The organism is Sphingobium sp. B1D7B (genome assembly GCF_025961965.1).
In the GTDB taxonomy this organism is placed as follows: domain Bacteria; phylum Pseudomonadota; class Alphaproteobacteria; order Sphingomonadales; family Sphingomonadaceae; genus Sphingobium.
Genome location: NZ_JAOQOR010000002.1, coordinates 36,621 through 62,607 on the forward strand (window position 1 = coordinate 36,621; position 25,987 = coordinate 62,607).

At 59.1% G+C, this 25,987-nt stretch carries 19 protein-coding genes; 16 read left to right on the forward strand and 3 right to left on the reverse strand.

The features are described from left to right. The first annotated feature begins 121 nt into the window (after positions 1 to 121). The 5 genes from M2336_RS17510 to M2336_RS17530 all read left to right on the forward strand — a co-directional run bounded on the left by M2336_RS17510 (position 122) and on the right by M2336_RS17530 (position 4,935). The gene (locus M2336_RS17510; protein ID WP_264593297.1) at positions 122 to 1,012 is read left to right on the forward strand and encodes a hypothetical protein; all 891 of its coding nucleotides are present in this window, start codon (positions 122 to 124) and stop codon (positions 1,010 to 1,012) included. Positions 1,013 to 1,060: 48 nt separating this feature from the next. Then, complete coding sequence (locus tag M2336_RS17515; protein WP_264593298.1) at positions 1,061 to 1,999, forward strand: SDR family NAD(P)-dependent oxidoreductase; 939 nt, start codon at positions 1,061 to 1,063, stop codon at positions 1,997 to 1,999. Positions 2,000 to 2,077: 78 nt separating this feature from the next. After that, entirely contained in the window at positions 2,078 to 3,397 is a 1,320-nt protein-coding gene (locus M2336_RS17520; RefSeq protein WP_264593299.1) for an MFS transporter, read from the forward strand. A 255-nt stretch (positions 3,398 to 3,652) separates the two neighbouring features. Beyond that, positions 3,653 to 3,853: a hypothetical protein gene (locus tag M2336_RS17525; protein WP_264593386.1), complete on the forward strand. Its 201-nt coding sequence runs from the start codon at positions 3,653 to 3,655 to the stop codon at positions 3,851 to 3,853. Beyond that, a complete protein-coding gene (locus M2336_RS17530) occupies positions 3,853 to 4,935 on the forward strand; it encodes an FAD-dependent monooxygenase (RefSeq protein WP_264593300.1) in 1,083 nt (360 codons plus the stop codon). Before M2336_RS17525 ends, M2336_RS17530 begins: the two co-directional genes overlap by 1 nt. 262 nt (positions 4,936 to 5,197) lie before the next feature. Here M2336_RS17530 and M2336_RS17535 read toward each other — a convergent pair whose 3' ends face one another. Further along, positions 5,198 to 6,100 carry a GntR family transcriptional regulator gene (locus M2336_RS17535; RefSeq protein ID WP_264593301.1) on the reverse strand — a complete coding sequence of 301 codons (903 nt, stop codon included), beginning with the start codon at positions 6,098 to 6,100 and terminating at the stop codon, positions 5,198 to 5,200. Between the two features lie 105 nt (positions 6,101 to 6,205). On the opposite strand from M2336_RS17535, the gene M2336_RS17540 reads away from it, so the two are divergent. The 6 genes from M2336_RS17540 (at position 6,206) to M2336_RS17565 (ending at position 10,944) form a co-directional block, all read left to right on the forward strand. Continuing rightward, positions 6,206 to 7,579: an NAD-dependent succinate-semialdehyde dehydrogenase gene (locus M2336_RS17540; protein ID WP_264593302.1), complete on the forward strand. Its 1,374-nt coding sequence runs from the start codon at positions 6,206 to 6,208 to the stop codon at positions 7,577 to 7,579. 20 nt (positions 7,580 to 7,599) lie between these two features. After that, on the forward strand, positions 7,600 to 8,019 hold the full coding sequence (locus M2336_RS17545) for a cupin domain-containing protein (protein WP_264593303.1): 420 nt from the start codon (positions 7,600 to 7,602) through the stop codon (positions 8,017 to 8,019). After that, positions 8,016 to 9,089 (forward strand): Ldh family oxidoreductase, encoded by a 1,074-nt coding sequence (locus M2336_RS17550; RefSeq protein ID WP_264593304.1) that lies wholly within the window; start codon positions 8,016 to 8,018, stop codon positions 9,087 to 9,089. Before M2336_RS17545 ends, M2336_RS17550 begins: the two co-directional genes overlap by 4 nt. Then, the gene (locus tag M2336_RS17555) at positions 9,086 to 9,910 is read left to right on the forward strand and encodes a hydroxypyruvate isomerase family protein (RefSeq protein WP_264593305.1); all 825 of its coding nucleotides are present in this window, start codon (positions 9,086 to 9,088) and stop codon (positions 9,908 to 9,910) included. Before M2336_RS17550 ends, M2336_RS17555 begins: the two co-directional genes overlap by 4 nt. After that, entirely contained in the window at positions 9,907 to 10,206 is a 300-nt protein-coding gene (locus tag M2336_RS17560) for an antibiotic biosynthesis monooxygenase family protein (RefSeq protein ID WP_264593306.1), read from the forward strand. Before M2336_RS17555 ends, M2336_RS17560 begins: the two co-directional genes overlap by 4 nt. 87 nt (positions 10,207 to 10,293) lie before the next feature. Further along, positions 10,294 to 10,944, forward strand: a complete 651-nt coding sequence (locus M2336_RS17565; RefSeq protein ID WP_264593307.1) for a TerC family protein — start codon at positions 10,294 to 10,296, stop codon at positions 10,942 to 10,944. A 1-nt stretch (position 10,945) separates the two neighbouring features. Here M2336_RS17565 and M2336_RS17570 read toward each other — a convergent pair whose 3' ends face one another. Next, complete coding sequence (locus M2336_RS17570) at positions 10,946 to 12,187, reverse strand: citrate synthase (protein WP_264593308.1); 1,242 nt, start codon at positions 12,185 to 12,187, stop codon at positions 10,946 to 10,948. A gap of 211 nt (positions 12,188 to 12,398) precedes the next feature. Between M2336_RS17570 and M2336_RS17575 the strand changes: the two genes are divergently transcribed. The 5 genes from M2336_RS17575 (at position 12,399) to M2336_RS17595 (ending at position 23,131) form a co-directional block, all read left to right on the forward strand. Beyond that, positions 12,399 to 13,709: a CitMHS family transporter gene (locus M2336_RS17575; RefSeq protein ID WP_264593309.1), complete on the forward strand. Its 1,311-nt coding sequence runs from the start codon at positions 12,399 to 12,401 to the stop codon at positions 13,707 to 13,709. A 300-nt stretch (positions 13,710 to 14,009) separates the two neighbouring features. Next, positions 14,010 to 16,892 carry a TonB-dependent receptor domain-containing protein gene (locus M2336_RS17580; RefSeq protein WP_264593310.1) on the forward strand — a complete coding sequence of 961 codons (2,883 nt, stop codon included), beginning with the start codon at positions 14,010 to 14,012 and terminating at the stop codon, positions 16,890 to 16,892. Positions 16,893 to 16,957: 65 nt separating this feature from the next. After that, positions 16,958 to 18,607 carry a carboxylesterase/lipase family protein gene (locus M2336_RS17585; protein ID WP_264593311.1) on the forward strand — a complete coding sequence of 550 codons (1,650 nt, stop codon included), beginning with the start codon at positions 16,958 to 16,960 and terminating at the stop codon, positions 18,605 to 18,607. Between the two features lie 687 nt (positions 18,608 to 19,294). After that, positions 19,295 to 22,489, forward strand: a complete 3,195-nt coding sequence (locus M2336_RS17590; RefSeq protein ID WP_264593312.1) for a metallophosphoesterase — start codon at positions 19,295 to 19,297, stop codon at positions 22,487 to 22,489. 420 nt (positions 22,490 to 22,909) lie between these two features. Further along, positions 22,910 to 23,131 (forward strand): hypothetical protein, encoded by a 222-nt coding sequence (locus M2336_RS17595; protein WP_264593313.1) that lies wholly within the window; start codon positions 22,910 to 22,912, stop codon positions 23,129 to 23,131. Between the two features lie 31 nt (positions 23,132 to 23,162). On the opposite strand, the gene M2336_RS17600 is transcribed toward M2336_RS17595, so the two are convergent. Further along, on the reverse strand, positions 23,163 to 25,970 hold the full coding sequence (locus M2336_RS17600; protein ID WP_264593314.1) for a conjugal transfer protein TraG N-terminal domain-containing protein: 2,808 nt from the start codon (positions 25,968 to 25,970) through the stop codon (positions 23,163 to 23,165). Between the last annotated feature and the right edge of the window lie 17 nt (positions 25,971 to 25,987).

Genomic DNA, 25,987 nt, shown 5'->3' on the forward strand with positions numbered 1-25,987 from the left:
TTATCGGCGTTGGTCGCTTCTTCCAGATTTCCCGCAGGACAATCGCGGCTGTTCCACGAAATCTAATTTGGGTGCGTTCGGGCGCGACCCTCCAACTCAACATTTTACTGGAGTATGATTGATGGCGAACCGCGAAAACGAACTGGAACGACAGCGCCTCATCGAGATTATGAAACGGTATCTTGAAGCGGTCGTGACCAAGGATTTTCGGCCGGTCGAGTTCGCGCCCAACCTCCGGCACACCGAGAATACGGTGGAATTGCCGATCGGTGCCGGGATGAGCCGAACCGTCAAATCCTTCTGGAAGGACGACCATTATTTCGTCGACGTAAAGACCGGACAAATAGAGTTCTGGGGTATTGCTGAAGAAGCGAACCGTCAGGTCATGGTCTGCATACGCCTCAAGATCGAGGGCACGCTCATCAGCGAGATCGAGGCCCTTTCCAACCGCGGGGCAGGGGAATTTTTCAATTGTGAGTCCGTCGCCAAGGGCACGGACGATTTTCATGACGTGATCCCTGAGAGCGAGCGCGTGTCGCGCGAGCAACTCATCGAAACCGCGAGCCTATATTTCGACGGTATCGAGCGCAGCAATGGCGCGATCGTTCCCGTTAAAGACGACGCGCTCCGTTATGTGAACGGTGGGCGGGACGCCGGCGGCGACGCCAAGGAGATGACCGGCGAAAAGGCCTATCGGGCGCTGTCGGTCGCCGACCAGATTAGCCGGGGCTATTACTCATACATTGAGGGGCTACGCGCCAGACGATATCTGGTAGTCGATGTGGAACGCGGCATCGTCCTGTGTCACCTGCTTTTCGATCACCCCAATGACAAGGTCGGCGTTGACGGCGTTCTGCCTTGGCCCGAGCCCAATTCCGTTCTGGCATTTGAAGCCTTCAAGGTACGCAACGGTTTGATCGATACGGTGTTGGCCGTCGGCACCAGCCTGCCTTTCGGTATCCGCTCCGGATGGGGAGATGGAGAAAGCAGGGCAATTGCAGCTTTTGCCTGAGTCAAAGTCCTGGAACCGTGCCCTCCTGCCTATGAGGCAGGGGTCGGGATGCGCATCAAAGCAATTGGACGTTTGATGCGTGACCTGAGCGGGCAATTGGCATTCATTACGGGGGGGGCATCGGGCGCTGGCTTGGGCCAGGCGCGCGTGTTTGGCCGGGCCGGTGCCAAGATATGCATCGCAGACATCCGGTCCGATGCCATCGGCCGAGCGGTCGCTAAGCTCAAGGCCGAAGGGATCGAGGTTCACGGCCTTCAATTCGATATCATGGACCGAACTGCCTACGCGAAGGCGGCAGACGAGGTCGAGGCCGTGTTCGGCATGCCACCGACGATCGTTTCTAACACGGCAGGCGTAAACAGTTTCGGTCCTATCGAGCATACCACTTTCGACGATTTCGATTGGCTCATCGGCGTTAATCTGGGCGGCGTCGTCAACGGTTGTGTGACCTTCATTCCGCGCATGATCGCTTCCGGAAGACCGGGGCATATTGTGACTGTCTCGTCCATAGGTGGCTTTCAAGGCAGTGCTTTGGCAGGCCCCTATGCAGCGGCAAAGGCCGCGACGATCAACCTGATGGAAGGCTACAGGCAGGGCTTGGCGAAGTACGACATTGGTGTCTCGGTCTGCACTCCGGCCAACATTAATAGCAACATTGCGGAAGCCAGCAAGCTCAGGCCCGCCCATCTGGCCGCGAGCGGTTATGTCGAAGACGCGCAGGCCATTGCTTCCCTTCAGTCGATCCACCAGCACGGCATGGACCCGGACCAGTTGGCACAGACCATTCTGGAGGGGATCCGGGCGAACGCAGCCTACATCATTCCGTATCCGGAGGTGAGGGAGGGGCTGGAGAAGCGCTTCGCGCAGATACTCTCAGCGGTGCCTTCCGTCGAGACAGATCCGGACGGCTCCAAATGTCGATCTGATGCGCTTCGCAACTGGGTTGCTGGCCGTGCGCGCGCCTTGAGTCGGAATGAAGGTGGATGACCTGCCTAAAGCACCAATGCCTGGGGCACACGGCCGACGCCAAAGAGATCGAGCTTCGGAAACACATGGGGAACCGCCATGACCATTAAGACTGCAGATCGTCCCTTTTATGGCTGGAAGCTGGCGGCAGTCCTCTGGTTCGCTCTGGCGATCAACTATGCCCTCTCCACCTATGGGCTGAGCATTCTCAACGTCCACATGGGAGATGAGCTGCAACTCAATCGCGCGACGCAAGGCTCGGCCTTTGCGCTGTTTATGCTCATGACGGGGTTGCCAGGACCCCTTGTCGCTAAGCTCATCGATAACGCAGGAATTCGCACAACGCTGGTGCTCGGCAACATCGGCCTCGTGATCGGGGCTGTAGCGATGGCGACCATCGTCACCACCTCCTGGATGTTAATCATGATCGCTGGCCTCGTTATTGGATCGGCAAATGCGATTGCCGGCCCAATTACGATACAGGCATCGGTCACGCGATGGTTCTACCGTCGGCGTGCCCTTGCTATGGGCCTTGTTCTCTCGGGTAGCTCGATCGCGGGGATGATCGCGGCGCCCCTGCTGGAGGGCGTCGTCGCAGAAACAGGATCGTGGCGGAACGGGTGGTGGCTTATCGCAGCCCTTGCGGCCATCGCGGTTGTCGTCTGCTGGCGTTTTGTCGTCGAAGCGCCCGTGGATCTGGATCAAAATCCGGACGGTGATGCCTCTGTTCAGGATCATGAAGCAGCGCCGGTCGCGGCAGCGGCGGCCGCCAGGGTCCATCTGACCCAGGAAGACTGGCTGCCACGCGATGTTCTCCGCTCGGGGGTGTTCTGGGCGCTTTTGATATGTTCCATCGGCGTCAGCGCGGCGTTCACGATCTTTCTGGCGCAGGGCGTGCTGCATATGCGCGATCTTGGCTTTTCGACAGCGCTTGCCGCCCGATTGATCTCACTATCCGTAGGCGCAGGGTTCGCGGCTCATTTGATGATCGGGTTCATTGCAGATCGGGTGGATCCCCGCAAAATCTTCATCGCGGGGCTCGTCTTTCAGGGCTCCGGCATGGCTTTGTTCGCCGGTGCCAAGTCGCTCGCACTTCTCTATCCCGCAGTTGCCTTTCTGGGCATCGGGGCGCACACTTCCATCCTCGCGATCGTCATGGTGTTCGGTAACTGGTTTGGCGCGCGAGCAGCGCCATTCGTCTTCGGGTTCGGCTCCGCATTCTCCGCCGCCTTTGGGGCCCTCGCGCCGGTTGCTTCAGGCTATTGCTACGATCTTACCGGCACCTTTGTTCCTGTATTGTATGTTGTTTCGGCACTGTGCTTCATGGGAGCTGGTATTCTGGCTTTTCTTAAGCCACCGCACCTGCTTCAACCTCTCGTAGCCGTGACCGAGCCTGAGTTGACACGGAGAGGGGCTTGACTGCGCTCACATTGGTCCAGGAAGAGGATGTCGTTAAAAATTCGCTACCAGTAAGCCTGTCCTGTGAGGCTGCATGAGGCTTTCGCCAACATTTACGACGTTCGATCACGAGATCGAGCATCCCCGATAGCTGCCTTTCATTCAGTAGCCGTACGCAAGAGCCGAGGGGCGCCCACGCTCTGACGAAGCCTATGGTCGAGTACGAGGCACATTCTGGCTGGACCGATGCATGTCGTGGTGGCTATCGCCTTGCCCATGAGTGTCGTCGCAACCATCATGAACTCGGCCACAGGCCAACCAATCCAGAAAATGACCTTCGGCCGCATGCCGAGGCCCTGGGCCAGCTTCAATCTGGAGACTGGCGAATTGGTGACGGCCGATCGCGTCCACGTCGGTAAACCGGCACCGGGCAAGTTTGTCGCCCCCATCGAGGTCTGGGTCACCCCGAAAAACTGATGTCGTCCAGTCCGGAGCGCGTCAGCGACATTCTTATCGTCGGGGGCTCACTCGCGGGCCTCATGACCGGCCTCGCACTTTCGCAGCATGGCTTCTCCATCACCCTGCTGGAGCGCTCGACCGACACCGACCGGACCGGCGCTGCGCTCCAGGTTGGCTATGGATTGCTTGAGCAATTAACGGGGCGCCGTCACGCGCCTGGTATGCTCGCAACCGGCGTCCAGGCATGGCAATCGGTCTATCGAGGTTTGCGCGCTGCGGCGGACGAGGCCGGCATCCTTGTTCTGCAGAACGCCCGCGTCAAAACGGCAGGACAGGAAGAGGGGCATGGCTGGGCGATAACCTCCGACAGTCGACGGTTCGAAGGTGCGGTGCTGGTCGGTGCCGATGGCTATCAGAGTGTCGTTCGGCGGCATATCAGCCCGGAGCGTCCAGATGCCGTCTTCGCGGACTATCTTGCCTGGGTCGGCTTTGCCGAAGAGGCAGCGCTTTCCGTCCGCTATCCACCCAATCTCGAATTTCTGGACTCCGGTCCATATGTGCTTCTGGGTTTTCCGCTGACCGCCGCCGACGGCAGTCCGGAGCGCGGTCGCCGCCGGGTGGGATGGGGCTGGTACGACGCCGGACACAATGCAATCCTGCGCAAGACAGGTGCAGTCGATGGCAATCTGGTGCGTCATTCACTGCGCGCGAATGACATGCCGGACGAATTGTTCGAAGAGCTGGCAGAGTTGGCGCGCCTGCATTGGCCATCTCCCTGGCGAGACGCGATTCTGGAATGTATCGCGCGCAAGGCGCTGCTGGGTACCCCCGTAGTGGAGTATTTTCCGGACCGGCTCGTCTCCGGGCGGGTTTGCCTGGTTGGCGACGCCGCACATGTCTGCACGCCAATGACTGGCAATGGCTTTGCAACGGCAGCGGACGATGCGCTGACCCTAGCGCGGTTTCTCAACGCTGCGGCGCTGCAGGCCGACCCGAGCGCCGCGCTCAAGCTATACGAAGCCTCCCGGCTTCCTGATGTGCGAAGATTGGTCCGGTCTGGGCAGCAGGTCAGCCAGAACTTCGTGCGTTCTGCCCGTTAAGGCAGCTGCCGCCAACAAAGCGGCCATTGAACCGCCCGAACCGGCTTCCTAAAATCCGCCCTTCGTTCACCGAACTAGCGTGCTGTGGCGAGCGACTACACTTAGGACGAAGCCGTCGTCCCCGGCTCTCCGCTCGAATGACGGCTTTCGGCTGAAGCAGACGCTCCAGCCTTACACTGATGCATCTTTTATAGAAGGAACTTGGGCCGTAGCCGCCTGGCCGGGCCCATCCATTGAGAAATCGGCGACCCTAAAGATGTACTTATTGCTTCGGGGTCTTTTCAGAACCAGTGCGCGCCTGCTCCTTCAGCTTAGGCAGGCTGGCAAGGTGATGATGCATAAAAGCCGAGGCTTCCTGCCGCTTCCCTTGACAAAGTAGATCAACCATATGGACGTGCTCTCTGCATCGCCCCTTCGCTGTATCCCGATCCAGCATTTGCTTATAGTCAATTAGCCGTCTGAGCCGATCAATCCTCTTTAGAGAGTCGATAAAAAAGGTGTTCCGGCTACAGGCTGCGATTGCCTGATGAAGGCCGGTGTTTAGCTCAAAGAGAGTGACATCGTTCACATCGTAGATGGCTCCGTCGATAAGCCACATCTGCTGTTGACGGACATGCTCGAGACCTGATCGATTGAGTTGAAATCGCGGTTCTAGAATAGCTGCCGGCTCGATCAATAACCGAAACCTGAAACTGTCATCATAGGCTTCGAGCGAGGTGAGAGTCGGAAGGAATTCCCATCCATTGCCTGGGAGGCGCTCAATCCAGCCCTCCTCGACCATCCTTCCGAGAATATGGCCGAGTTTGCCCCGGGTGACCGGGTATCGGCGCAGCAACTCGCTTTCCGTGACCCTCTCAGGCAGGGCCCCATTTAAACGATCATCGGCAATTCGAAAATAGACCTGTTCATCATCGTCGAAAGCAATGGTCTCTCCGACGGTCAGGGTGGACTTCGATTGCGCAATTCGAGCCCCGCCATCTTCGGCATCTTCAACAATGCCTTTCTCGCGCAGGAGAGCGAGCGCCCCCCGCACTGGCGAGCGAGAAACCCGCAGCTGGTCAGCTAAGGCGCGCTCGGTGACGCGATCGCCCGGCTTGAGCACACCCGAAGCAATTTGCTCCGTCAGCTGCGCGGCTAATTGGGCGGAGAGGGTCGACTGACGCATAACTTTCAATGTCTGGTATTTTTTGCTTGCGCAATACCAAACATCAAAATAGGTCTATTTTGTTCAAAAAATACCAATGCGCGGCTCGCCGCTTTAGGATCTCGCATGCAACTTTCAATCAATCCTGCGACGGGTGAAGAGCTCGCTCGTTTCGAAGACCATGACGCCACCTTCATTGATACGGCGCTTGATCGAGCGGTGGCGGCGCAGCGTAGCTGGCGGGCATTGGAGGTCGTTGATCGTGTCGCGCTTCTTCGGCGAATCGCGACCGTCCTGCGCGCCAATCTGGCGCGATATGCGCAACTAATCGTGTTTGAGGTCGGTAAGCCCGTCGTCGAGGCCGAGGAGGAGGTCGAAAAATGCGCTAAGAACTGCGATTTCTACGCAGAGAATGCCGCAGCCTATCTCGCTGATGAAGCCGTGCAATCAAATGCCACTCAAAGCATGATCAGTTATGATCCGCTGGGCGTCGTGCTTGCGATTATGCCGTGGAACTATCCTTTCTGGCAGTTCTTCCGATTTGCGGCGCCTGCGTTCGCAGCTGGCAACGGCGCCGTTCTCAAACATGCCAATAACGTCCCCCAGTGTGCGGAAGCGATCAAGGAAGTGCTGGCTGCCGCTGGGGCGCCGGATGGGCTCGCCGAGGTCCTTCTCATACCGCCGGGCGCCGTCGCAGATTTGATCGCAGACGATCGGATTGCTGCCGTTACGCTCACTGGATCGACGCATGTTGGGACGATCGTGGCGGCTCAGGCCGGGCAGGCGCTCAAAAAGCAGGTGCTCGAACTGGGCGGTTCCGATCCGTTCATCGTCCTGTCCGACGCCGACATTGAGCAGGCGGCGGCTATGGCCGTAAAGGCGCGTTACATCAACGTAGGTCAGAGCTGCGTCAATGCCAAGCGCTTCATCGTCGAAGACAGTGTCGCAGACGCCTTCGTCGAGGCCTTCAAGCGGCACGTAGAGGCGCTCGTGGTCGGCGATCCCTTTGATCGCACGACGCAGATCGGCCCCATGGCTCGCCAGAATCTTCGCGATGAACTGCATCGCCAGGTCGAGGCGACCCGTGGAGAGGGGGGCGTCGTAGTGGTTGGCGGTACGCCGGTTGATCGACCGGGCTTTTATTACGCTCCCACAATCATCGACCATGTGACGAGCACAATGACCGCCGCACGCGAAGAGACTTTCGGGCCGGTAGCCGCCATTCTGCGCGTGCCTGATGTTGAGACCGCCATCCGGCTCGCCAACGAGACGGAATTCGGTCTTGGTGCGTCCCTCTGGACTTCGGACTTGGCGAGAGCGCGGACCATCGTGCGCCGCATCGATGCGGGGGCAGTGTTCGTCAACGGAATCGTTGCGTCTGATCCGCGGCTTCCGTTTGGGGGCGTCAAACGCTCTGGATATGGCCGCGAACTGGGCATCGTAGGGATGCGCGAATTCACCAACATCAAGACTGTCTGGATCGGTCCGGCGCAGGCCTGACGGGGCAAATGGAGACATATATGTCGAACAAAAACGAAGCGATGCCCGCTCTTCTTCGTCTTTCCGAGATAAACCCCAAGGACCGCGGTGGCGGCGTACGCACCTATCCGCTCGTTCGTGCCGGAATCGGCGCGACGGCGTTCATCAACGGCGTCACGGAATTCGATCCTGGGTGCGCCGTGCCACTCCATTTTCACAATTGCGAGGAGAGCGTGATGCTCCTCGAGGGCAGCGCGGTTGCGGCCATCGATGGTGTCGAGCAGGTAGTCAGACCGGGTGACACGACCTTCATCCCGGCTGGCGTCCATCATTTTTTCCGGAACAGTTCCGATACCGAGAGAATGCGGATCTTCTGGGTTTACGGATCGATTGACGCCAATCGCACAGTGGTCGCGACGGGCGAGACGCGCCGCATTGACGAGGAGCATGGCGACCGATGATGCCAGTCCTATCGCCCGAAGCACCGGTCGACTCGGATGCCTTACTCGCCTTTGCAAAGGCCATTTACGCGCGCGCCGGCCTGTCTGAAGAGGATGCGCATGTGTCGGCCGATTCGCTCGTTCAGGCGGATCTATGGGGCCATCAGACGCACGGCGTGATGCGATTGCCTTGGTATGTAAAGCGCCTCCAGACAGGTGCCGTCAAAGCCAACACCGTGCCGGTCGTTGCGCTCGATAGCGGTGCTGTGGTTGTCGTGGATGGCCAGGAGGCCATGGGGCAAGTGTCGGCACGTAGGGCGGCCGAGCTGGCCATCGAGCGCGCCGGACAGCACGGGATATGCGCAGTTGCCGTGCGCAACTCGAACCATTTCGGGACCGCCATGTATTTCACGCTGATGGCGGCGCGAGCAGGATGTGTCGGCTTCCTCTCTACGAATGCCAGCCCGGCCATGCCGCCCTGGGGCGGGCGCAGCAAGGCGGTCGGAACCAACCCCTGGTCGTGGGCCGCCCCGGCTGGCGCCAACCCGCCCATGGTGCTCGACATCGCGAACACAGGCGTGGCCCGGGGCAAGATCTATCTTGCCCGGCAGAAGGGTCTAGAGATTCCCCTAGGCTGGGCGCTCGATGCGGAGGGGCGGGAGACGACGGATCCGGTCGCCGCACTGGGCGGGGTAACGCTGCCCATGGCTGGCCACAAAGGCTATGCGATCTCGGTCATGATGGACATGCTGTCCGGTGTTCTGAGCGGAAGTGCCTTCGGCGCCAGCGTGAACGGTCCTTATCAGGCGGAAAAGCCGGGTGGTGTCGGCCACCTCATGATCGCCATGAAGATCGATGCCTTTCAGCCGCGTGCCCAGTTCGAAAGCCGGATGGAGCGATTGATCGCGGAGCTGCGCGCGACGCCGCTGGCGGTCGGGTATGACGAAATCGTGTACCCTGGCGAACTTGAAGCCCGCAACGATGCCCGGCATCGTCGGGAAGGTTTGCTGCTGCCGGCCGACACGATAAGCGATCTCGCGGCACTGGCAACGGAGTGGGGCTGCATGGATTTGCTCCCGTTGGTCCGATGAGCCGGCTGCCACTATGCGCCCATCTGGGCTATTTGTTCACTGAGTTGCCCTTGCAGGAGCGCTTCTCCGCCGCAGCGGAGTCCGGCTTTCGGTTCATCGAACATCCGGCTCCCTATGAGCTCGATGCCGGCGTCTTCGATCGCCTATGTCGAGACAGTGGGCTGAGGGTCGTCCAGATCGCGCTTCCGGCCGGCGGGCCGACCGAGAAGGGCCTAGCGGCGCTTGTCGGAAGGGAAGCTGAGTTCGAGCATGGCGTGGCGGTGGCCGTGCGCTACGCGCAACAGATCGGATGCGGCCTTATCCATCCCATGTCTGGAGTTCCGCAGCAGGGTGTCGAAGAATCCGCGACGTGGGACTGCTACATCAGGAACGTCCGCTACACTTGCGATGCAGCGGCGCCAGCAGGCCTCACCGTCATCATCGAGCCGATCGGAGCCGGTACGCTTGCCGGCTATTTCATGAACGAGCCGCACAAGGCCCTGCAAGCTTTGAAGGAGGTTGATCGCTCCAATCTAGCCGTCGCATTCGATGCCTATCATGCGACGCAAGCTGGCGTTGATCCTACGAACTTCACCCGCTCGTTCGGCTCCCTTTTCGCCCATGTCCAGATCGCGGATGATCCTGGCCGACACGAACCCGGGTCGGGCGCGATCGACTTCGATAGCCTTTTCGATGCCCTTATCGCAGTCGGCTATGCGGGCGCTGTCGGGCTTGAATATCGCCCCGCCGCGACGACGCGCACCGGCCTTTCTTGGCCTTCGCAGTTCGCGCAGATCGAACCCCTCGCTTCCGCCAACGATGAATCGGTGCTCGCCAGATGATTTTCGAGATTGCGCATATCGCCATCAAGCAGGACATGTCGCTAGCGTTCGAAGACGGTGTCCGTCGCGCAGCCGGTCTCTTCAAGTCGGCGGAGGGCTGCACCAGCTTCCGACTGGAGAGGGGCATAGAGGAGCCGCTGAACTATCTTCTCATCGTGGGCTGGCGGTCGGTCGACGACCATATGCTGACCTTCCGCGCTTCAGATGCCTTCGCGCAATGGCGAGCGCTTGTCGGCTCCTGCTTCGCTGAGCCCCCACAGGTGCGCCACGTCGAGACTGTCGTCGACGCATTCTGATCGTCGCCAACGCACCTGACTTCTCATCTGACGGCTGGGCGCCCATCCCGTGCCGATCTTCCCCGTTCGAAACCGGAGCCACGCGCCATGACCGATCTATGGACGCATATCGTCGCCGATTTTTCCAATCTCGGCTCCCCCGCCACGCTGGCCGCCTTTTCGCAGGTCATTCTGATCGACGTCATGCTCGCGGCGGACAATGCGATTGTTGTCGGCGCGCTCGCGGCAGGTCTGACACCTGCGCTCCGTCGGCGTGTGATCCTCATTGGCATGGTCGGTGCGTTGGTTCTGCGCATTCTGTTCGCCGTCATGATCACACAGCTGATGCAACTGGTCGGTCTGGTCTTCGCCGGCGGCCTTCTGCTTCTGTGGGTCGCATGGAAGATGTGGCGCGAATTCGCACAGGATGCCAGTGACACGGAGCACCGTCCCGGAGGCGCCGCGCCCCGTAATTTTATGCAGGCCGCGCTTTCCGTGACGATTGCCGACCTAAGCATGAGCTTGGACAATGTGCTGGCAGTGGCTGGCGCTGCACGCGCGCATCCCGGCATCTTGATCGTCGGCCTCGTGCTCTCAGTTGCCCTGATGGGGCTTGCCGCCAATTTTCTGGCCCTTATGATCGAGCGCTATCGCTGGCTGGTCCTGGTTGGTCTAGCGATCATTCTTTATGTCGCGTCGCGCATGATTCATGACGGCTGGTTTGATCCGGCAACCGGGATCGTCTCATTTTGGCACTGAGCTAGCGCTGGGCGGGTGCCGGAAGGCGACCCGAATAATGCGCGCGTGGGCGAACCAGCCCCATTGAAAAGAATTGCTCCATTGCATTCGCGATCCATCCGACAGCGCGCCCTAGGACAAAGAATGAGATTTGCTGGGCGCCCTGGAGACCAACCTTTCGCCCGATGAGGGCAGCTAGGATATTCAGACCGGGACGTCGTCCGGTCAGATCCTCGATCTCAGCCGCAGCCTGCAGGAAGGCCGCGAATTCGCGATCGCCGTCGAATTGCCTTTCCAGGGCAGGCATTATCGCAACGGCCCGCGGGTCAATGACACCGTACATTGGCGACCCGAAGCCCGAGAAGCTATCGCCGTTTCGGAACCGGCGCGCAACGGCGAGCCGAGGGTCAGCGGCAGAGAGAAGGTCGTCGAGCAGCTGAGCCATCGGCTCGGCCCGCGACATGGGAAGCCGATGACCCCGGTAGGCAATGATGCCCGCCATGACGGCTTGGTATGGCGTTACGCCGGCATTGGCCGCAGCGCGGACCGCATAGCTCGACGGGTCGAATTCATGGGCCGCGGCTAGGATCATCAGGCGGCGGACGACGTCGCTGAGTTCCGGGCGCCCCAAGCGAGACGTGACAAACTCATGAATTGGCTGGTCGCTAGGCCGGTCGGCGCCCACGAGAATGGTCGCGAACCATCGCAAGGCGTCGCCTCCGGATCGCCGAAAGCCTGCAGGCGAAAAATCATACGAACGCGGGTTTACGCTTTCGATCAGCGTCAGGAGGCTGATGCCCTGATCGAGCGTACCGAGTGACGCTAGTGCGCTTCTTACCTTGTCGAAGTCAGCAGGACGTCGCGGGAGCGCGCGCGGAAAAATTGCCTCGACCTCGCCATCCCAGAGAAGTGCCGCCACGTCCTCAAGACTCGCCTCCTGCGAGAGGGCGACTGCGCTGACGCCTCGGTAGAATGGACCGTCTGCGCCGATGAACGTCAGCGCCGTCTCGCCGAAGACGTCATGCGTAGGTGCGCCATCCGTGCGCGCTTCGACCGGCAACAGGGCGCCCTCCATTTCAGGACGCCCCCCCGCCGCAAGTTGCTCGATGTCCGACCGCCAATAATGCCGCTTCTTTTCGCCAGGCACGACCACTGACCGGATTTTGCCTCGACTCACATATGCGTAAAGCGATGAGGGCTTGATACCGAGCATGCGGGCGCCTTCGGCGGCTGTTACGTAAAGTCGGTCAGTGTCTTCGGACATGTTATTCTCCCGAACGCCATCCTGCTTTATCTTGATGAAAATTGTCAAGATTGACTGAGATAGTGGCAAGCTGCCAGATTTGGGGCAACACGCCAAGCCTGGTCGAAGGCGGAGCGATCAACGAATGGGAGGGTTGCCCGATGGCAGGTGGACATGGGTGGATTGGCGTTTTGCAAGCGCGCGGCGATGAAGCCGCTGTGGATCTCGACTGATGCTCGCGCTCGCTTCATTCTCGATGGTCGCCGTGTTCATGGCTCTGATCATGACCAAGAGGCTGTCGGCCATCACGGCGCTGATCCTAGTCCCCACGATTTTCGCGATTTGCCTGGGCTTCAGTGCGAATTTGGGCGCGATGATTGTCGATGGCGTGAGCGCTCTCGCTCCCACGGGCGTTGGGCTGATCTTCGCGATCCTGTTTTTTGGCGTTATGATCGATGCGGGCCTGTTCGAGCCACTCGTCGCTGCAACGCTGAAGCTGGTGCGGGACGACCCGGTACGCGTTCTTGTCGGAACGGCGATATTGGCCCTCCTCGTCTCTTTGGATGGGGACGGTGCCACCACTTACATGATTACGATTTCGGCGCTTCTGCCCCTCTATAAGCGCCTTTCACTCGATGTGCGCAAGCTAGCCGCGATCGTCGTGCTCGCCAACGGGGCTATGAACGTGGTGCCCTGGGCGGGCCCTACCGTTCGTGTTGCATCCGTCCTACGAATTGATCCTCGAGAAATTTTTATACCGCTCGCACTGCCGCTTTCAGGGGTTGTCGCATGGGTAATCTGCTTGGCGTGGTTTTTGGGAAGGCGAGAGCGAAAGCGCCTTTCAGCAGGCCGTTTAGAAGAAGTGATTGTGCCATCTGAAGCTGCCGACGCCGAGGCACCAGATCAGCTCACCGTGCCGGCCTGGAGAAAGATGGCGAACGTCGCGCTCACCCTCGCAGTCCTAGGCGGTTTGGTTTCCGGGCTTCTCCCAACCTTGGCTGTATTTGTGCTTGGGACTGCCGTGGCCCTCGTCCTTAATTTCCCTGATGTGGAGCGGCAGAGGGAGACCTTCGCTCGACATGGCAACAACGCTTTGTCAGTGGGAGGAATGGTTTTTGCCGCCGGTGTGTTCACGGGAATCATGTCTGGCACCCACATGATTGACGCGATGGCTCATAGCGTGGTGACGACAATTCCCGCTTCACTAGGCCCCTATCTCGCGTCCATCACGGCTTTGCTCAGCATACCGTTCACGTTCTTCGTTTCGAACGACGCTTTCTACTTTGGCGTGCTTCCTGTCCTCGCAGAGGCTGGAGGACGCTATGGTATTGAGCCAGCCACCATCGGCCGTGCCGCTCTAATTGGGCAATCGGTCCATCTGCTCAGCCCACTGGTCCCGTCGGCCTATCTTCTAGTCGGTCTCGCCGGCATCGATTTCGCGACATTCCAAAGGTTCACCTTGAAATTTGCGCTCGTGAGTTCGCTGGTTTTTCTCGCCATCGCGATGGTAGTCGGCGTTGTCCCGATCTCGCTGAACCACTGAGCGGTAAGCCCAGCGGTTCCTCGGGCCGATGCCTGACAAATCGGCTGCCCATCTGAACTGATTCGCCCCATATTGGTTAGCGAGGTCGATGCGACAACGGATTCGTTGACGGTATTGATCAAGAGATCGCTCTAATTGCACCCGTTGAATCGTCGAGGCGTGCAAAATGCTCGCATTTCGGCAAATGGCAACAAAATATATGTACTATAATTGTCAAGATTGACGAAATTTCGGTCTCCTCGCTAAATTTTGGACGAGCGGTCGCACTCCTCCGGGAAAAAATGACGGTCGCCATCAACAATGAAAGCTCGGGGAGAGGGTGAAATGAGACGCGCATCAATGCATGTTTTTCTGACGGCAGGTTGTAGTGCTTTTGCGCTGCTCGCCTTTGGAAATGCCGGTTCGGCTGTCGCACAGACGACTTCCGGGCCTAGCGCCTCTGCAGTTAAGGGAGCGTCGGAGGAGCCTGCGCAGGCCGAAAGCGAAGCGACTACCGGTGATATCGTGGTCACCGGCAGCCGCTTGGGTGCCTCCGGTTTCAATGCGCCAACACCCGTGACCGCTGCATCGGCTGACGCTTTGCGTGCGGCTGCGCCAACGAGCATTGCCGAGGGTCTTGTCCAGCTTCCTGTCTTCGGCGGAAGCACACGGGCGGGCCAGAGCGGCGGCGGCAGTGTGTCTCAAGGCAATGCTGGCCAGAACCTGCTCAATCTTCGGTCGCTGGGGGCGAACCGGACCCTGGTCCTTCTCGATGGGCGCCGTCTCGTCTCGACCAACCAGGGAGGCTCGGTCGACGTTAATATCATCCCGCAGGGGCTAGTTCGCCAGGTCGACGTGGTCACTGGTGGTGCGTCGGCCGCCTACGGCTCAGACGCGGTCGCCGGCGTTGTGAATTTCGTGCTCGATACGAAGTTCGAAGGCATCAAGGGAGAAGTGTCCGGTGGCATGTCCACCTATGGCGATACTCAGACCGTGCTAGCCAACTTGTCCTTCGGCAAAAGCTTCGCTGATGGGCGCGTCCGCCTGATCGCAAACGCTGAATATAGCCGCACCAACGGTGTCGGGGTGGACGATGATACTGGGCGGGGCTGGTATAAGACCAACTATGGGCAGCTTCCCAATCCGACGACTGGCGCTACACCCGGTATTCTTGTCATCCCAGATATCCGGTCTTCCGTGGGCACCAATGGCGGCCTCATCACTGCAGGGCCGCTGCGTGGTACGCAATTCCTGGCGGGAGGTGCGACGTCAGCGTTCAACTACGGGACCGTGACCGGATCATCGTTCCAGTCCGGAGGCGACGGTGCGCGGGCTGACAATGGCTTAAGCCCGGACCAGAAGCGCTGGAATTTGTTCGCTCACCTCGAGGTTGAGCCGGTCGATGGCCTCACATTCTTTGCAGAAGGTGAGTACGCGAAATCGACCAGTCTCTCGAAGGCATTCTACACGCAGCACATCGGAGGGAGCGGTCGGTTCACCATCTTCCGGGATAACGCCTATCTGCCGACTGGCGTACTCTCGCAGATGGTTACTACGAATCAGCAGAGCATTCAGGTCGGAAGATTTTTCCGCGATCTCCCGATCGTCGAGAATGAAAACTCGACGGAAATGAAGCGCATCGCGATCGGTGCCAATGCTGATCTGTGGGGCCGTTGGAAGGCTGATGCTTCCTACAGCTTCGGGCAAACAGACCAACATCTTTACCAGAACAATCGAACCAATCTGCGCCGCATTTACGCAGCCGTCGACGCCGTGAAAGACGCGACGGGGAAAATCGTCTGTCGTTCGACACTCGCCGGGCTGGACCCGGGTTGCGTTCCCCTCAATATCTTTGGCGAGGGGTCAGTCACGCCCGAAGCCGCCGCCTGGGTTGTGGGCGACAGTGGCAAAGACCTTCGACTTCGTCAGCATGTGTTCCAGGTAAACCTCAACGGTGACCTCGGCGACAATCTGCAGTTTGGTGCGGGTCCGATTTCGATTGCCGTTGGTGCCGAACATCGGCGCGAGTCGGCGCGTCAGGTCGCGGATGCTGTTTCCCAGCAGATCCTGGACTTTACCGGGGTCCGCGGCGCGCCCACGTCCCTCCAGGGACGCATTGGTGTGTACCAGTCGAACAATCCGCAGCCGCTAGCTGGCCGCTATAATGTCACCGACCTTTACGCCGAGGTGGGCGCGCCGATCCTCAGAGATAGGCCATTCTTCAATGCCCTCGATTTACACGGCGCGGTCCGACGCACCAATTACAGCCAGTCTGGTGTAGTCATGACTTGGAAACTGGGCGGCGTTTGGGAGCCCGTCGACGGCATCCGGCTCCGCTATACGCGTTCGCGCGACATTCGTGGTCCGAACATTCTGGAGCTGTTCAATTCGCAAACCCAGGTGATCCAGAATGTGATCTATCAGGGCCAAACGTATCAGGACCTGGTTATCATCTCCGGTAACCCAAATCTTGGGCCAGAGAAGGCCCTGACAGAGACGTACGGCATCGTTGTTCGTCCCTCATTTCTTCCTGGTTTCCAAGCCTCCGTCGATCGCTTCAACATCGAGATCAGTGGCGCGATCGGAACTCTGACCCCTCAGAACACGGTCGACCTTTGTGCTCGGGGAAATCAGACGCTTTGCGATCAGATCACTGTCACGGGTCCCAACACGCTCACAATCCGTCAGCAGACCCTCAACCTTGACCAAGCCCGGGTTGGCGGTTTCGACTTCGAAGTTGCGTATGCGAAACCACTCTGGGGCGGCCGGATACAGGCTCGGATCCTGGCCACGCACCTGACAAAATCGGAGACCCAAGCGATCGGATCTAGCGCGATCCAGACTCTCCGGTCTCCCGCAACGCCGCTATGGCGTGGCACGGCTTCGCTTCGATATGAGCAGGATCGCTGGAGTGCGCTCATCCAAGAGCGGGTGATCGGGTCGGCTGTAATCGATCCGATGCTGGTCGAAGGCGTGGGAACGAGCCTGAATCACATCAACGCTATCGCCTACACTGACCTCACCTTCGAGTACAAACTGCGAGCATTTGGCGGGGATCAGAAGGTCTATGTGACTGTGAATAATCTCTTAAATCAAGAGCCTCCGATTTCGGGAGGAAATCCAACTTCCTTCTCAGTGCCTGCAGCACAAACATATGATCTGATCGGCCGCTTCATCACCGCGGGCATCCGTTTCAATTTCTAAATTGGTTGGGGCTGGGTCACAAGGTGGCCCGGCGCCTTCGACACTAGTCGGGAGAGGATAAGGCAATGAAGGGTCAGTTCGGTCGGCGCTCGGCGCCAAAGATGATTTCGATTTTCGGTGCGATTGCTTGCGCCTGTAATGCCTTCGCACCAGTGGAAGCTCGCGTTACCGGCGATCCGCTCAAGGTCGATGGCGGGTTTGTGGAAGGTTCATGGGCAAGCAACAGTAGGGTGCGGGCTTATCTTGGCGTTCCCTACGCTGCTCCTCCAGTTGGAAATCTGCGTTGGCGCGAGCCGCAACCGGTGGTGCCTTGGGCCGGAGTGAAGTCGGCGACGACTCTGCCAGCTGGCTGCATTCAGGGCGGCCGCGCGCCCGGCTCGATCAGTATCGAGGCTTACGGCAATAGGGATCTGCCGGTCAGCGAAGACTGTCTCTACCTAAATATCTGGACACCAACCGAAATTAAGCCCGGTCAAAAGCTGCCAGTGATGTTCTGGATGCACGGTGGCGCGTTTTCTAGCGGGTCTGGTTCAAAAGTTGAATTCAATGGCGAGCAGCTCGCCCAGAAGGGTATGATCGTTGTCGCGATTAACTATCGCCTCAACATTTTCGGCTTTTTTGCTCATCCAGAATTGACCCGGGAGTCTCCTAATTACGCGTCCGGCAATTACGGACTGCTCGATCAGGTTGAAGCTCTAAAATGGGTGCATAACAATATCGCTGTCTTCGGGGGAGATCCCGAAAAAGTAATGATCATTGGGCAGTCCGCCGGTTCCGGTGCTGTGAACCAGCTGATGGTCTCACCACTCAGCCGTGGTCTGTTTCAGCGTGCAGTCGCCATGAGCGGCCCGGTCTCGCTCGGAGGTGGCCGCACACTCGCGAGTGCGGAGACCGATGGTCGGCGTTTTGGCAGCATGATCAGCGCATCGCTCGCGGATCTCCGGGGCATTCCCGCTGAAGTCCTTTTGTCATTGTATGGCGACATGAAGATAAATTTCGGCCCGATTGTCGACGGTCACTTCTTGCCAGACAGCGCCGGCAATCTATGGAAGTCCGGAAAGGTCGCTCCAGTGCCGTACATGACTGGCTGGTCTTCCCATGAGTTTTTCGAGGGGGTCTATGATCGCACACGCGCTCAGTACGACATACTGGCGAAAGAGCGTGTCGGGCCGAAGAATCTCTCGAAGCTAGCGGCTCTTTACGATGTTCATGACGACGAAAGTGCCACGCAAGCGCGTGTTGGCTTGTTCCGTGATGCCAATTTTGGCCTCAATACGTGGCGGACTGCACAGATGAGCGCTGCGACAGGTTCCCCGACCTATCTCTACTATTGGGCGCATCCTACTCCCGCCTGGAAAGGGCAATCCTTTGCAGAGAATAGCCCCGCTTCGCTCCTCGGAGCGTACCACGGCTCTCAGGTGCCGTACGTTTTTGGAAATCTGCAGCTGCTGGATCGGGAGTTCAAACCTGCTGATCGGCAACTGTCAGATGCATGGCAAACCTATCTGATCAATTTTGCCAATACAGGAGATCCGAACAGCAAGGATGCTCCGAACTGGCCAAAGTATTCCGATACCGGAGGCATGACGCTAACATTTACGGATTCACCGGTCGCCGGCCCCCTTCCTAACAAGGAAGAGATGGAATTCTTCGCAAAGATACCAACCCCGTCCGAGGGGGGGCGCCCCCGACTTGGCTTTGTTAACGGGCGCTGAGAGCAGAGCGCCGCGGTGCGTCTGATGAGTGTGATGGCTGGAATGACCGGTCCCGACAGTATCGGTCATTCAACAGTAACCTCGGAATGTCTGACATTGGTCGAAGGCGGTCACTGCATTTGTTGCGATTGTACGTCCGCTTTGTCTCGATCAGCAGTTAAAAGCGGACAGTCAGGACTGTCCCCAATTGCGGTCGCAGGCATAGCGAAGTTGCAAAATTGGGACGTCAGGCGCTCGCATAGCTCGCCGGACAAAAGTGCGATAATAGTAATTATGTTAAATATCAATGGTTTATGCTGCCCTCATTTAGCATTTACACAGTTCATCGGCAAGGTTTGGGAACTTTGCCGTCGTACGAAAGGACGCCGGCGGACGGCCGCTTCCGTCAGAACCAGACATTCCAGACAGACAGCCAAGATTCGGCGGCATCCACGTTATGGTCGCCTTTAGCAGAACGCGGTTGCGTTCCAGTTGCGGTGCCTTTTGGTGCGTCTTGCCAAACTAGGAGACCGGCGAGATGATTGGGCTCAGCGAGGATCTAAACTGATCAATGGGCCGAACTGGGGAAATGCAGCCTCATTGCGGCGTGACGGAGCGCCTTGCCTAATAAGTAACATCTTGGAAATCTGCTTCTATGAGGGGAAGGGAACATTGTCTGTACCGCCAATGTTCTCTAAAGCCGTGAGCATGTCAGACCAGTCCCTTCTCACCGTCCTGCACATCAGCGACTTCCACTTCTCCAAGCGTAAGCAGCGCGAGCAGGCCATCATCGTGGATGCCCTGAGCAAGGATCTGGCGTCTCTCTGCATCGGGCACCGTAAGCCCGATGTAGTGATGTTCACCGGAGATCTTGTTCAGGCGGCCGGGACCGATCTGCATGACGACGCCTATGACTTCCTGATTGACCGCGTGTCGAAGGCGTCCGGCGTGAGTGACGAGCGAATCTTCATTGCCGCGGGCAATCACGACGTGTCCTGGGCCGGCCTCGAGGCGTTCGCTGACGAGACGAAAGCCTGGCGGACGGTCTTGGGCAAGCCCGATGAGATGGCACAGTTGAACCAGCTTTTTGAGGCCAAGGCGTTCGATGGGGCAATCGCCAAGAAGTTCGCTCACTATCTTGATCTCGAGAGGTACATCCGCGGAGGAGACCGCAGTGCGGCCAGGAAGCTTTCGAATGGCTTCGTCACGGTGGATCACGTCGATGCCCTCAACCTGGACATCGTGATCTTTAACACTGCGGTATTGTCGTCAGGCGGTCACAAAGACTTTGAGAAAGACGAGCGAAACCTTGCGGTTCCGGAGTATGCGGTCATGGAGGCCGTGGCGGCGCTAACCGAAGGGTCCCTTCGAATCTTCGCGACCCATCATCCATTCGCTTGGCTCAGCGAGCAGTCAGCTCGGTACATGGAAGGCGAGTTCACGAAGCACGCCAGCGTGCATCTTTTCGGTCATATGCACGATCCGCAGCCGAAGAAGATCGTGGGTCTCAAGGGCGAGGTGCTTGCCGATCAGGCCGGCGCGATCTTCACGGCTCGCAGGGAGTATTACAACGGCTACTCGCTGATCACGATCGACAGGAGCAACGGCTTCGCTGAAACGCTCGTCCGCTCTTATTTCAAGGATCGCAATGAGTTCGACGCGGGCATCGATGTGGTCGAGGACGGGCGCTGGTGGTCATCGAACGAAGCTCGGCAGCATTTCCGCAAGATCGCGTCACCGGTCGATGAGGTCATGTTCAGGAAGCATTTGGCTGGGTCTGCGCTCGAGGCGCTAAAGGCCAGAGAGAACGCTGTCGGAGGCGAGGGCGAGATTCATGAACGCTTTGTGGATCCCCCGCTTCGGCGGACCTTTATCCAGGAGGCCATGGGCGACGAGACCAAGGTCGAGACGGAAACGCCGATCCCGTTCCAAGACGTGGTAGAGGACGACGCTAACCTTATCCTCTACGCCAAGGCCGAGTACGGACGCACGACGCTGCTACGGGAACTGCGCTATCGACTCCTGTCCGATGCTGAGAAAGTGCGGTTTCCCCGCCTGCCCATCCTGATCGACTTTAGTGAGATCGGATCCAACTCGGAAAACATGCTCCGAAAGGTGAAGGGCGGCGCGGAGGCCACTCCCGACAACAACGACATCGAGTCCCTTCTAAAGCTCGGGCACGCATGCGTAATGATCGACGACGTGCATTTCGGTGACGTCAAACGGATGAGAGTGCTTCGCGAGTTCGTGGCGCGATATCCGAAGGCGCGATACGTGCTGTCGAGCCCCCACTCCTCGGCGACGGCTGTGGGCGCAGTGATTGATCCAGAGATGCCGATCCGGTTCGAGTTTGTCGAAGTTCGTGAACTCCGACGAAACGACATGCGGCAACTCCTCGCCAAAGACGAGCGATGCACCGACGTCGAGGAGTGGCTCGACCGGCTACAGGCCGACTTCAGGGAGATCAACCTGCCCTTCACCGCCGCTAACGGCGCGATTCTGATCGAGATCCTGTCGGAGAAGCACAACTTCACGCCGATCAACCGCGCTGTGCTCATGGAGCAGTTCGTGGATTCCACGCTGCGGAAGGCGGCCATCGAGCAGAGCCGCCGGGAGACGTTCGACTACACAAACAAGACCGACCTGTTGTCGCACGTGGCGGCCTGGATGGCGCGCATGGACCAATATATCCCGACGAAGGAGCACGTACGCAGCGAAATGAAGTCGTACGTCGACAGCCGCGGCCTGAACGTGAATCTCGACGATCTAATGGTCGAGTTTCTGGCTGCGCGCATATTTGTCTCGAAGTCGGAAGGACGGATCAGTTTCCGGTACCGCGGCGTGCTGGAGTATTTTATCGCGCTGCGCATGACGGCGGACGCATCCTTGAGGGACTGGGTCATGGCCGAAGAGCGGTATCTGCGCTACATAAATGAAATCCAATACTATGCAGGCAAGCTGCGGAATGACGCGGCGCTTGTGGACCTCGTTGCCGAACGTCACGAGCGCATTCTAGAAGAGGCGCTTTCGGACTTCGGCGAGGTGAATTTCGACCAGCTTGAGTCGATTCAGCTCCCGACGGACGACGATGACCAGGCCATTTTCGCAAAAGAGCTTGAGATCGCGCAGCCCCCGCTGACCCAGGAGGAGAAGGACACCGAGCTTGAGGGTCAGATTCCGGTGGACGCGGAAGATCGGCAGGAGGTCTTCCGGCCGAATGTTGATCAGGCGAGCGACCGAGTGATGCTTTCGCTCGCGCTCTACTCGGGCATGATCAAGAACATGGAGCTTATCACGGATGCCGACAAGCGGCGGCATCTCTCGATGATCTGGCGCGGCTGGACAATCATGCTGATCGCGGCGCTGCGCTTGGCACCGCGGCTGGCGAAGGAGCGGAGGCTGAGGATAAATGGAGCCCTATACGAGGTCCACGCGCCACATGGGATGAGCAGCACTACCTTGCTGAGAAAGATCATGGTCGTCCTGCCGCACGTGCACGTGCGCCTGATCTCTAGCGCATTGGGAACAGAGAAGCTCGAGCGTCAACTAACCGAACCGACGTTGAGCGAGCAAGGTGAGCCGAAGATATACGAATTCTTCCGCACCGGCTTAATTGCAGATCTCAGGTTAGCGGCGACGCCATCGGCAGTACGGACGCTTGCGAACAAGTTTAAGGACAACAAATACCTGCTCTGGTCGCTGATCGTGCACATCGGAGAGCTCCGCCGGTTAGGCGGCGTCAAGGACGAGCATTTCAGGGCGCTAGAGGAGCCGCTCGCAGGCGCGATTGCGAACCTTAGAGGTGGCTCGCACAAGGCACGGATTGATGAGAAGCGCAAACAGCTTGCTAAGCTGGAGCGCGATCGGGTGATGCTCGCGATGAAAACGGATCGCGATCGGTAAGAGGCGTTGCCCAGCATACACCGATCCAGGTTGATTAACCATGGCAGCTTGACCGTACGGCCTGTTTCGTGAAGGGTCATCGGTGCCGTGAAAGATGGCGTTGGCCGCACAGTGGCTGGCTGCCGAATCTATGAGCATGTCCGATTTCGGCCTTGGCGGACGTTCGAGCATTGATCGCGGAATGACTTGAACTGGTCGAAGGCGGTCATTGCACTGGTGCAACCGAGCGTCCGCTTTGCCACAATGAGCTCAAGAGCGGATAGTTCGGATCGTCCGTAAGCAGTCAGGCCATTATCATCCTCATCCTTAAACACCACCGCCACGCTTGCCTCACAATAACGCCGCTGCCTGTTGGGGAGCGAAGCGGCGTTATTGTGAGGTCGCACAGTTTCTGATATGTTCTAGCGAAAGGGGGTTCCGATGTCCGATTTTTCCGATTGGCAGAGTACTTGGGGGAGCCCGATTTGGCGGGAGTTCCACGGTTACGATCGGCCGTTGGCTAGCCACAGCTCCGACCCTGACTTTCCTATCCCACGTCGTCAGATCGAACACTCCGATGATCCCAGGATAGCGAAAGGGATCATGATCTTCATGGCCGTGGGCTTCGTTGTGATTTCCCTGGCATTCTTCAAGGTCTTCTGAGACCGACGATCATGTGAGTTTCTCTCGATCCTCACTCTCCGGTCGCCGGATCGGTGCCTTTCACGCGCTTTCGCAGATCATCCACTCCTGGCACAATTCCCCATTGCTCATCGGCAACGCGATCCTGCATGTCGCGCCCTTCCAAACGTGCGTGAGACAGCCTGTTGCGGAGATCATCATGCCTGCCGGTCGTGAACTCGCGCCCTGCGTCTAAGCGCGCGGCCACATTGTTCTCCAGATCTGCATCACGACCACCGCTGGTGCCTGTCGATGGTCCCTGAGAAGGTATCCCCGCTCTCGCGCCGTCGCCCCATGAAGTGACAGCCTCTCGCGTCGTTGAAGCGGGGCCAGTCAGCGTGGAAGCTGGCGGCGATGGCAGGGGCGGCAGATCGTTCTTCATTTGAGCGACATAATGCTCCTTGAACCGCCGCATGGCGCCGTCGCGCACGGCCGCCTGAGTAGGAGACACAGCAACCATGCCCGGGTCCCATCCACTGTTCTGGACCATGGGGTTCGTCATTTTCTCTTCCTGCCACCACTGGACGAAATCCTGGCTCATGTTGCGCGTCCAGTTGAACCCGTTGCTTTGCGCCTCGGAAAGAATGCTCTCGAACCTCTTGCCGGCTTCTTCGTAGCGAGACGCCTCGCGGCTCAGCGACCGCGCTTCGGTAATGCTGGCACTGGTGCGTTCGGTCATCCCCCGGATGTGGCTGTCCTGTGACGAGCTGGTCTCGCGATAAAAGCTGTCCCGGTTCTGACGCGCTGCTTCGCTGTTCGATTCCTGCCGTAGCCACTCTTCGGCATCGGACAGTTTCCGCTGCTCAGACGCGGAAAGGCGAGATAGTGAGCTTTGTCCTGTTTGGAGTTTTCCACCGAGACCGCCAGACACCGAGGCATTGGCAGGTCCGAACTTCCCTCCGATGCCAAGAGACCCTGCCAGACTTATGTCTCCCGTCAACGACGCATCGCGCGACGCCTGATCTGCCACCTCTTTGCTCAATCCAAAATCGCTCTGCAGTTTTTCGGACCAGGACTGCTGCTGCTGTGACATGCGCTCGATCGAGCTGTTTGTGCCGCTGCCCTGATCACGGCTGAAGCTATCGCTATGTTGGACCGTGTTGAACAGCTCGGTCGCCTGCGAGCGTGCGGCCGACCAGGTCTGATTGGCGGCCTCGCGCTTTTGTGCGCCAATATTCTGATATTCTGCCGCGCTTTTGCGCGCCTCTGCCTGAAACCCGCTGGACATGGTCGGAGCCACCGGCAACTGAGAAATGCCCTGACTGCTGTCGAAAACGGTGCCGCCACCGGACATCTGACGCTCCCAGCTCCCGTCCTCGCGGCGGTTGCTGACAACGCCTGCGCCGGTCGCAATGTTCGGCGCCGTGTTCCACTGATCGTTCGAGGCCGTGTTGATGGTACGATTGGCCAGGCTGACATTGCCATAGCTGTAGTTGCCTGTGGTCTGCTCCTGGGCCGCTTCCTCGGCCGCGCGCTGGCTTGGCGCAAGGAAGCTTGCCGAGTGCGATGCGATCGACATGGCGCCTTTGGCCATGCCGGCAGCAATGAACGGCACCGACATGATCATATAGCCGGCCAGCGCACCGATGTCCTGATTGATGGCCGAGACGCCCTCAAAATTCGCGGCGGTGAGCCCCCCACCCTGCCACGCGCCGACCGAGGCGTTCCACCGCGTCATGAAGATCATGTTGAGGACCACGAACAACGGTCCCCAGCTCGCCAGATAGAAGAACCCGAGCATATATCCCTTGGCGACGCCGGTCCCCTGCCCGGGCATCAGCATCAGCGGGAAAATGATCGGGAACATCGCGTAGAAGACGACCGTGAGAACGATGTTCAGGAGCGGAACCCATTTCATCGCGCCCGAGGCGATCGTCGCATAGGTATTGCGTGTCTGCGTTTCCGCACGGATCCGCGCGAACGTGTCGGTCGCGCTTGAAGAGCCCCCGGAGGCGGCCGTGGCCTGGACCAGCGCATTGACCAACATCGCCTGCCTCACGAGCCCTTCCGAGGTTGCGGCGGTCCCTCCCAGACTCGCCGCGCCGACCTGTCCAATATCGCCCATCTTGCTCTGTGCTGTGGCCGCGGGAAGATCGGGGAAGAACTGGCGGGCGATCCTTGGGAGGGATGCGTTGTAGTAGGATGACCAGCTCTGCTGAAGATTGGTGTAGGCATCGCGGCAGCTGATGATCTCCTGCGATCCGTCGGCGGCGAGCCAGACCTGCGAAAGCGATACAGCACCCGGCCCCATCGCCGCCAGCATGTCCGGGCTGTCCATGAGCGTGGCGGCCGTCTTGCGGCCGATCATCACGTCATAGAATACGCATTGGCGAAAATGCTCCTGCAGGTTTGTGGCCAGCACCGGATCGTTGATCCGCAAGCCCTGCGTCGCCTCGAGTAATCTGGCCCCGTAGATCATGCCGCCCGTGCTGTAGTTAAGGGCGCCGGGCATCACGAAGACGGTTTCGGCCGAGCGTGTGAGGTAATCGCCCACCTGGCTCGTGAAGCTGGCCATCAGGGCAAGGCCAACCGGGACATTCGCGACGGTTGCCGCCTGAAGGCTCGGATTGGTGCGGTCCGTGACCTTCACGGTCATCGTTGGCACCATCAGCACCATGTACATGAGGGTCGCCTGCAAGAACCAGTTGAGCAGCGCTCGATAGTCGAGGTTCCACGCCATCAGCAGCAGGGCATAGGCAAGGCCCATGATCATCACCGCCCGCAACATCGCGCGGTAGCCGCCGCCGCCCGTCCAGGCCGCAACCGCGTTCAGCGTGTTGACGATATATTCGCCACCACCGACCGTGAAGACTTCGAGCATCCCCCTGCCCCCTTCCC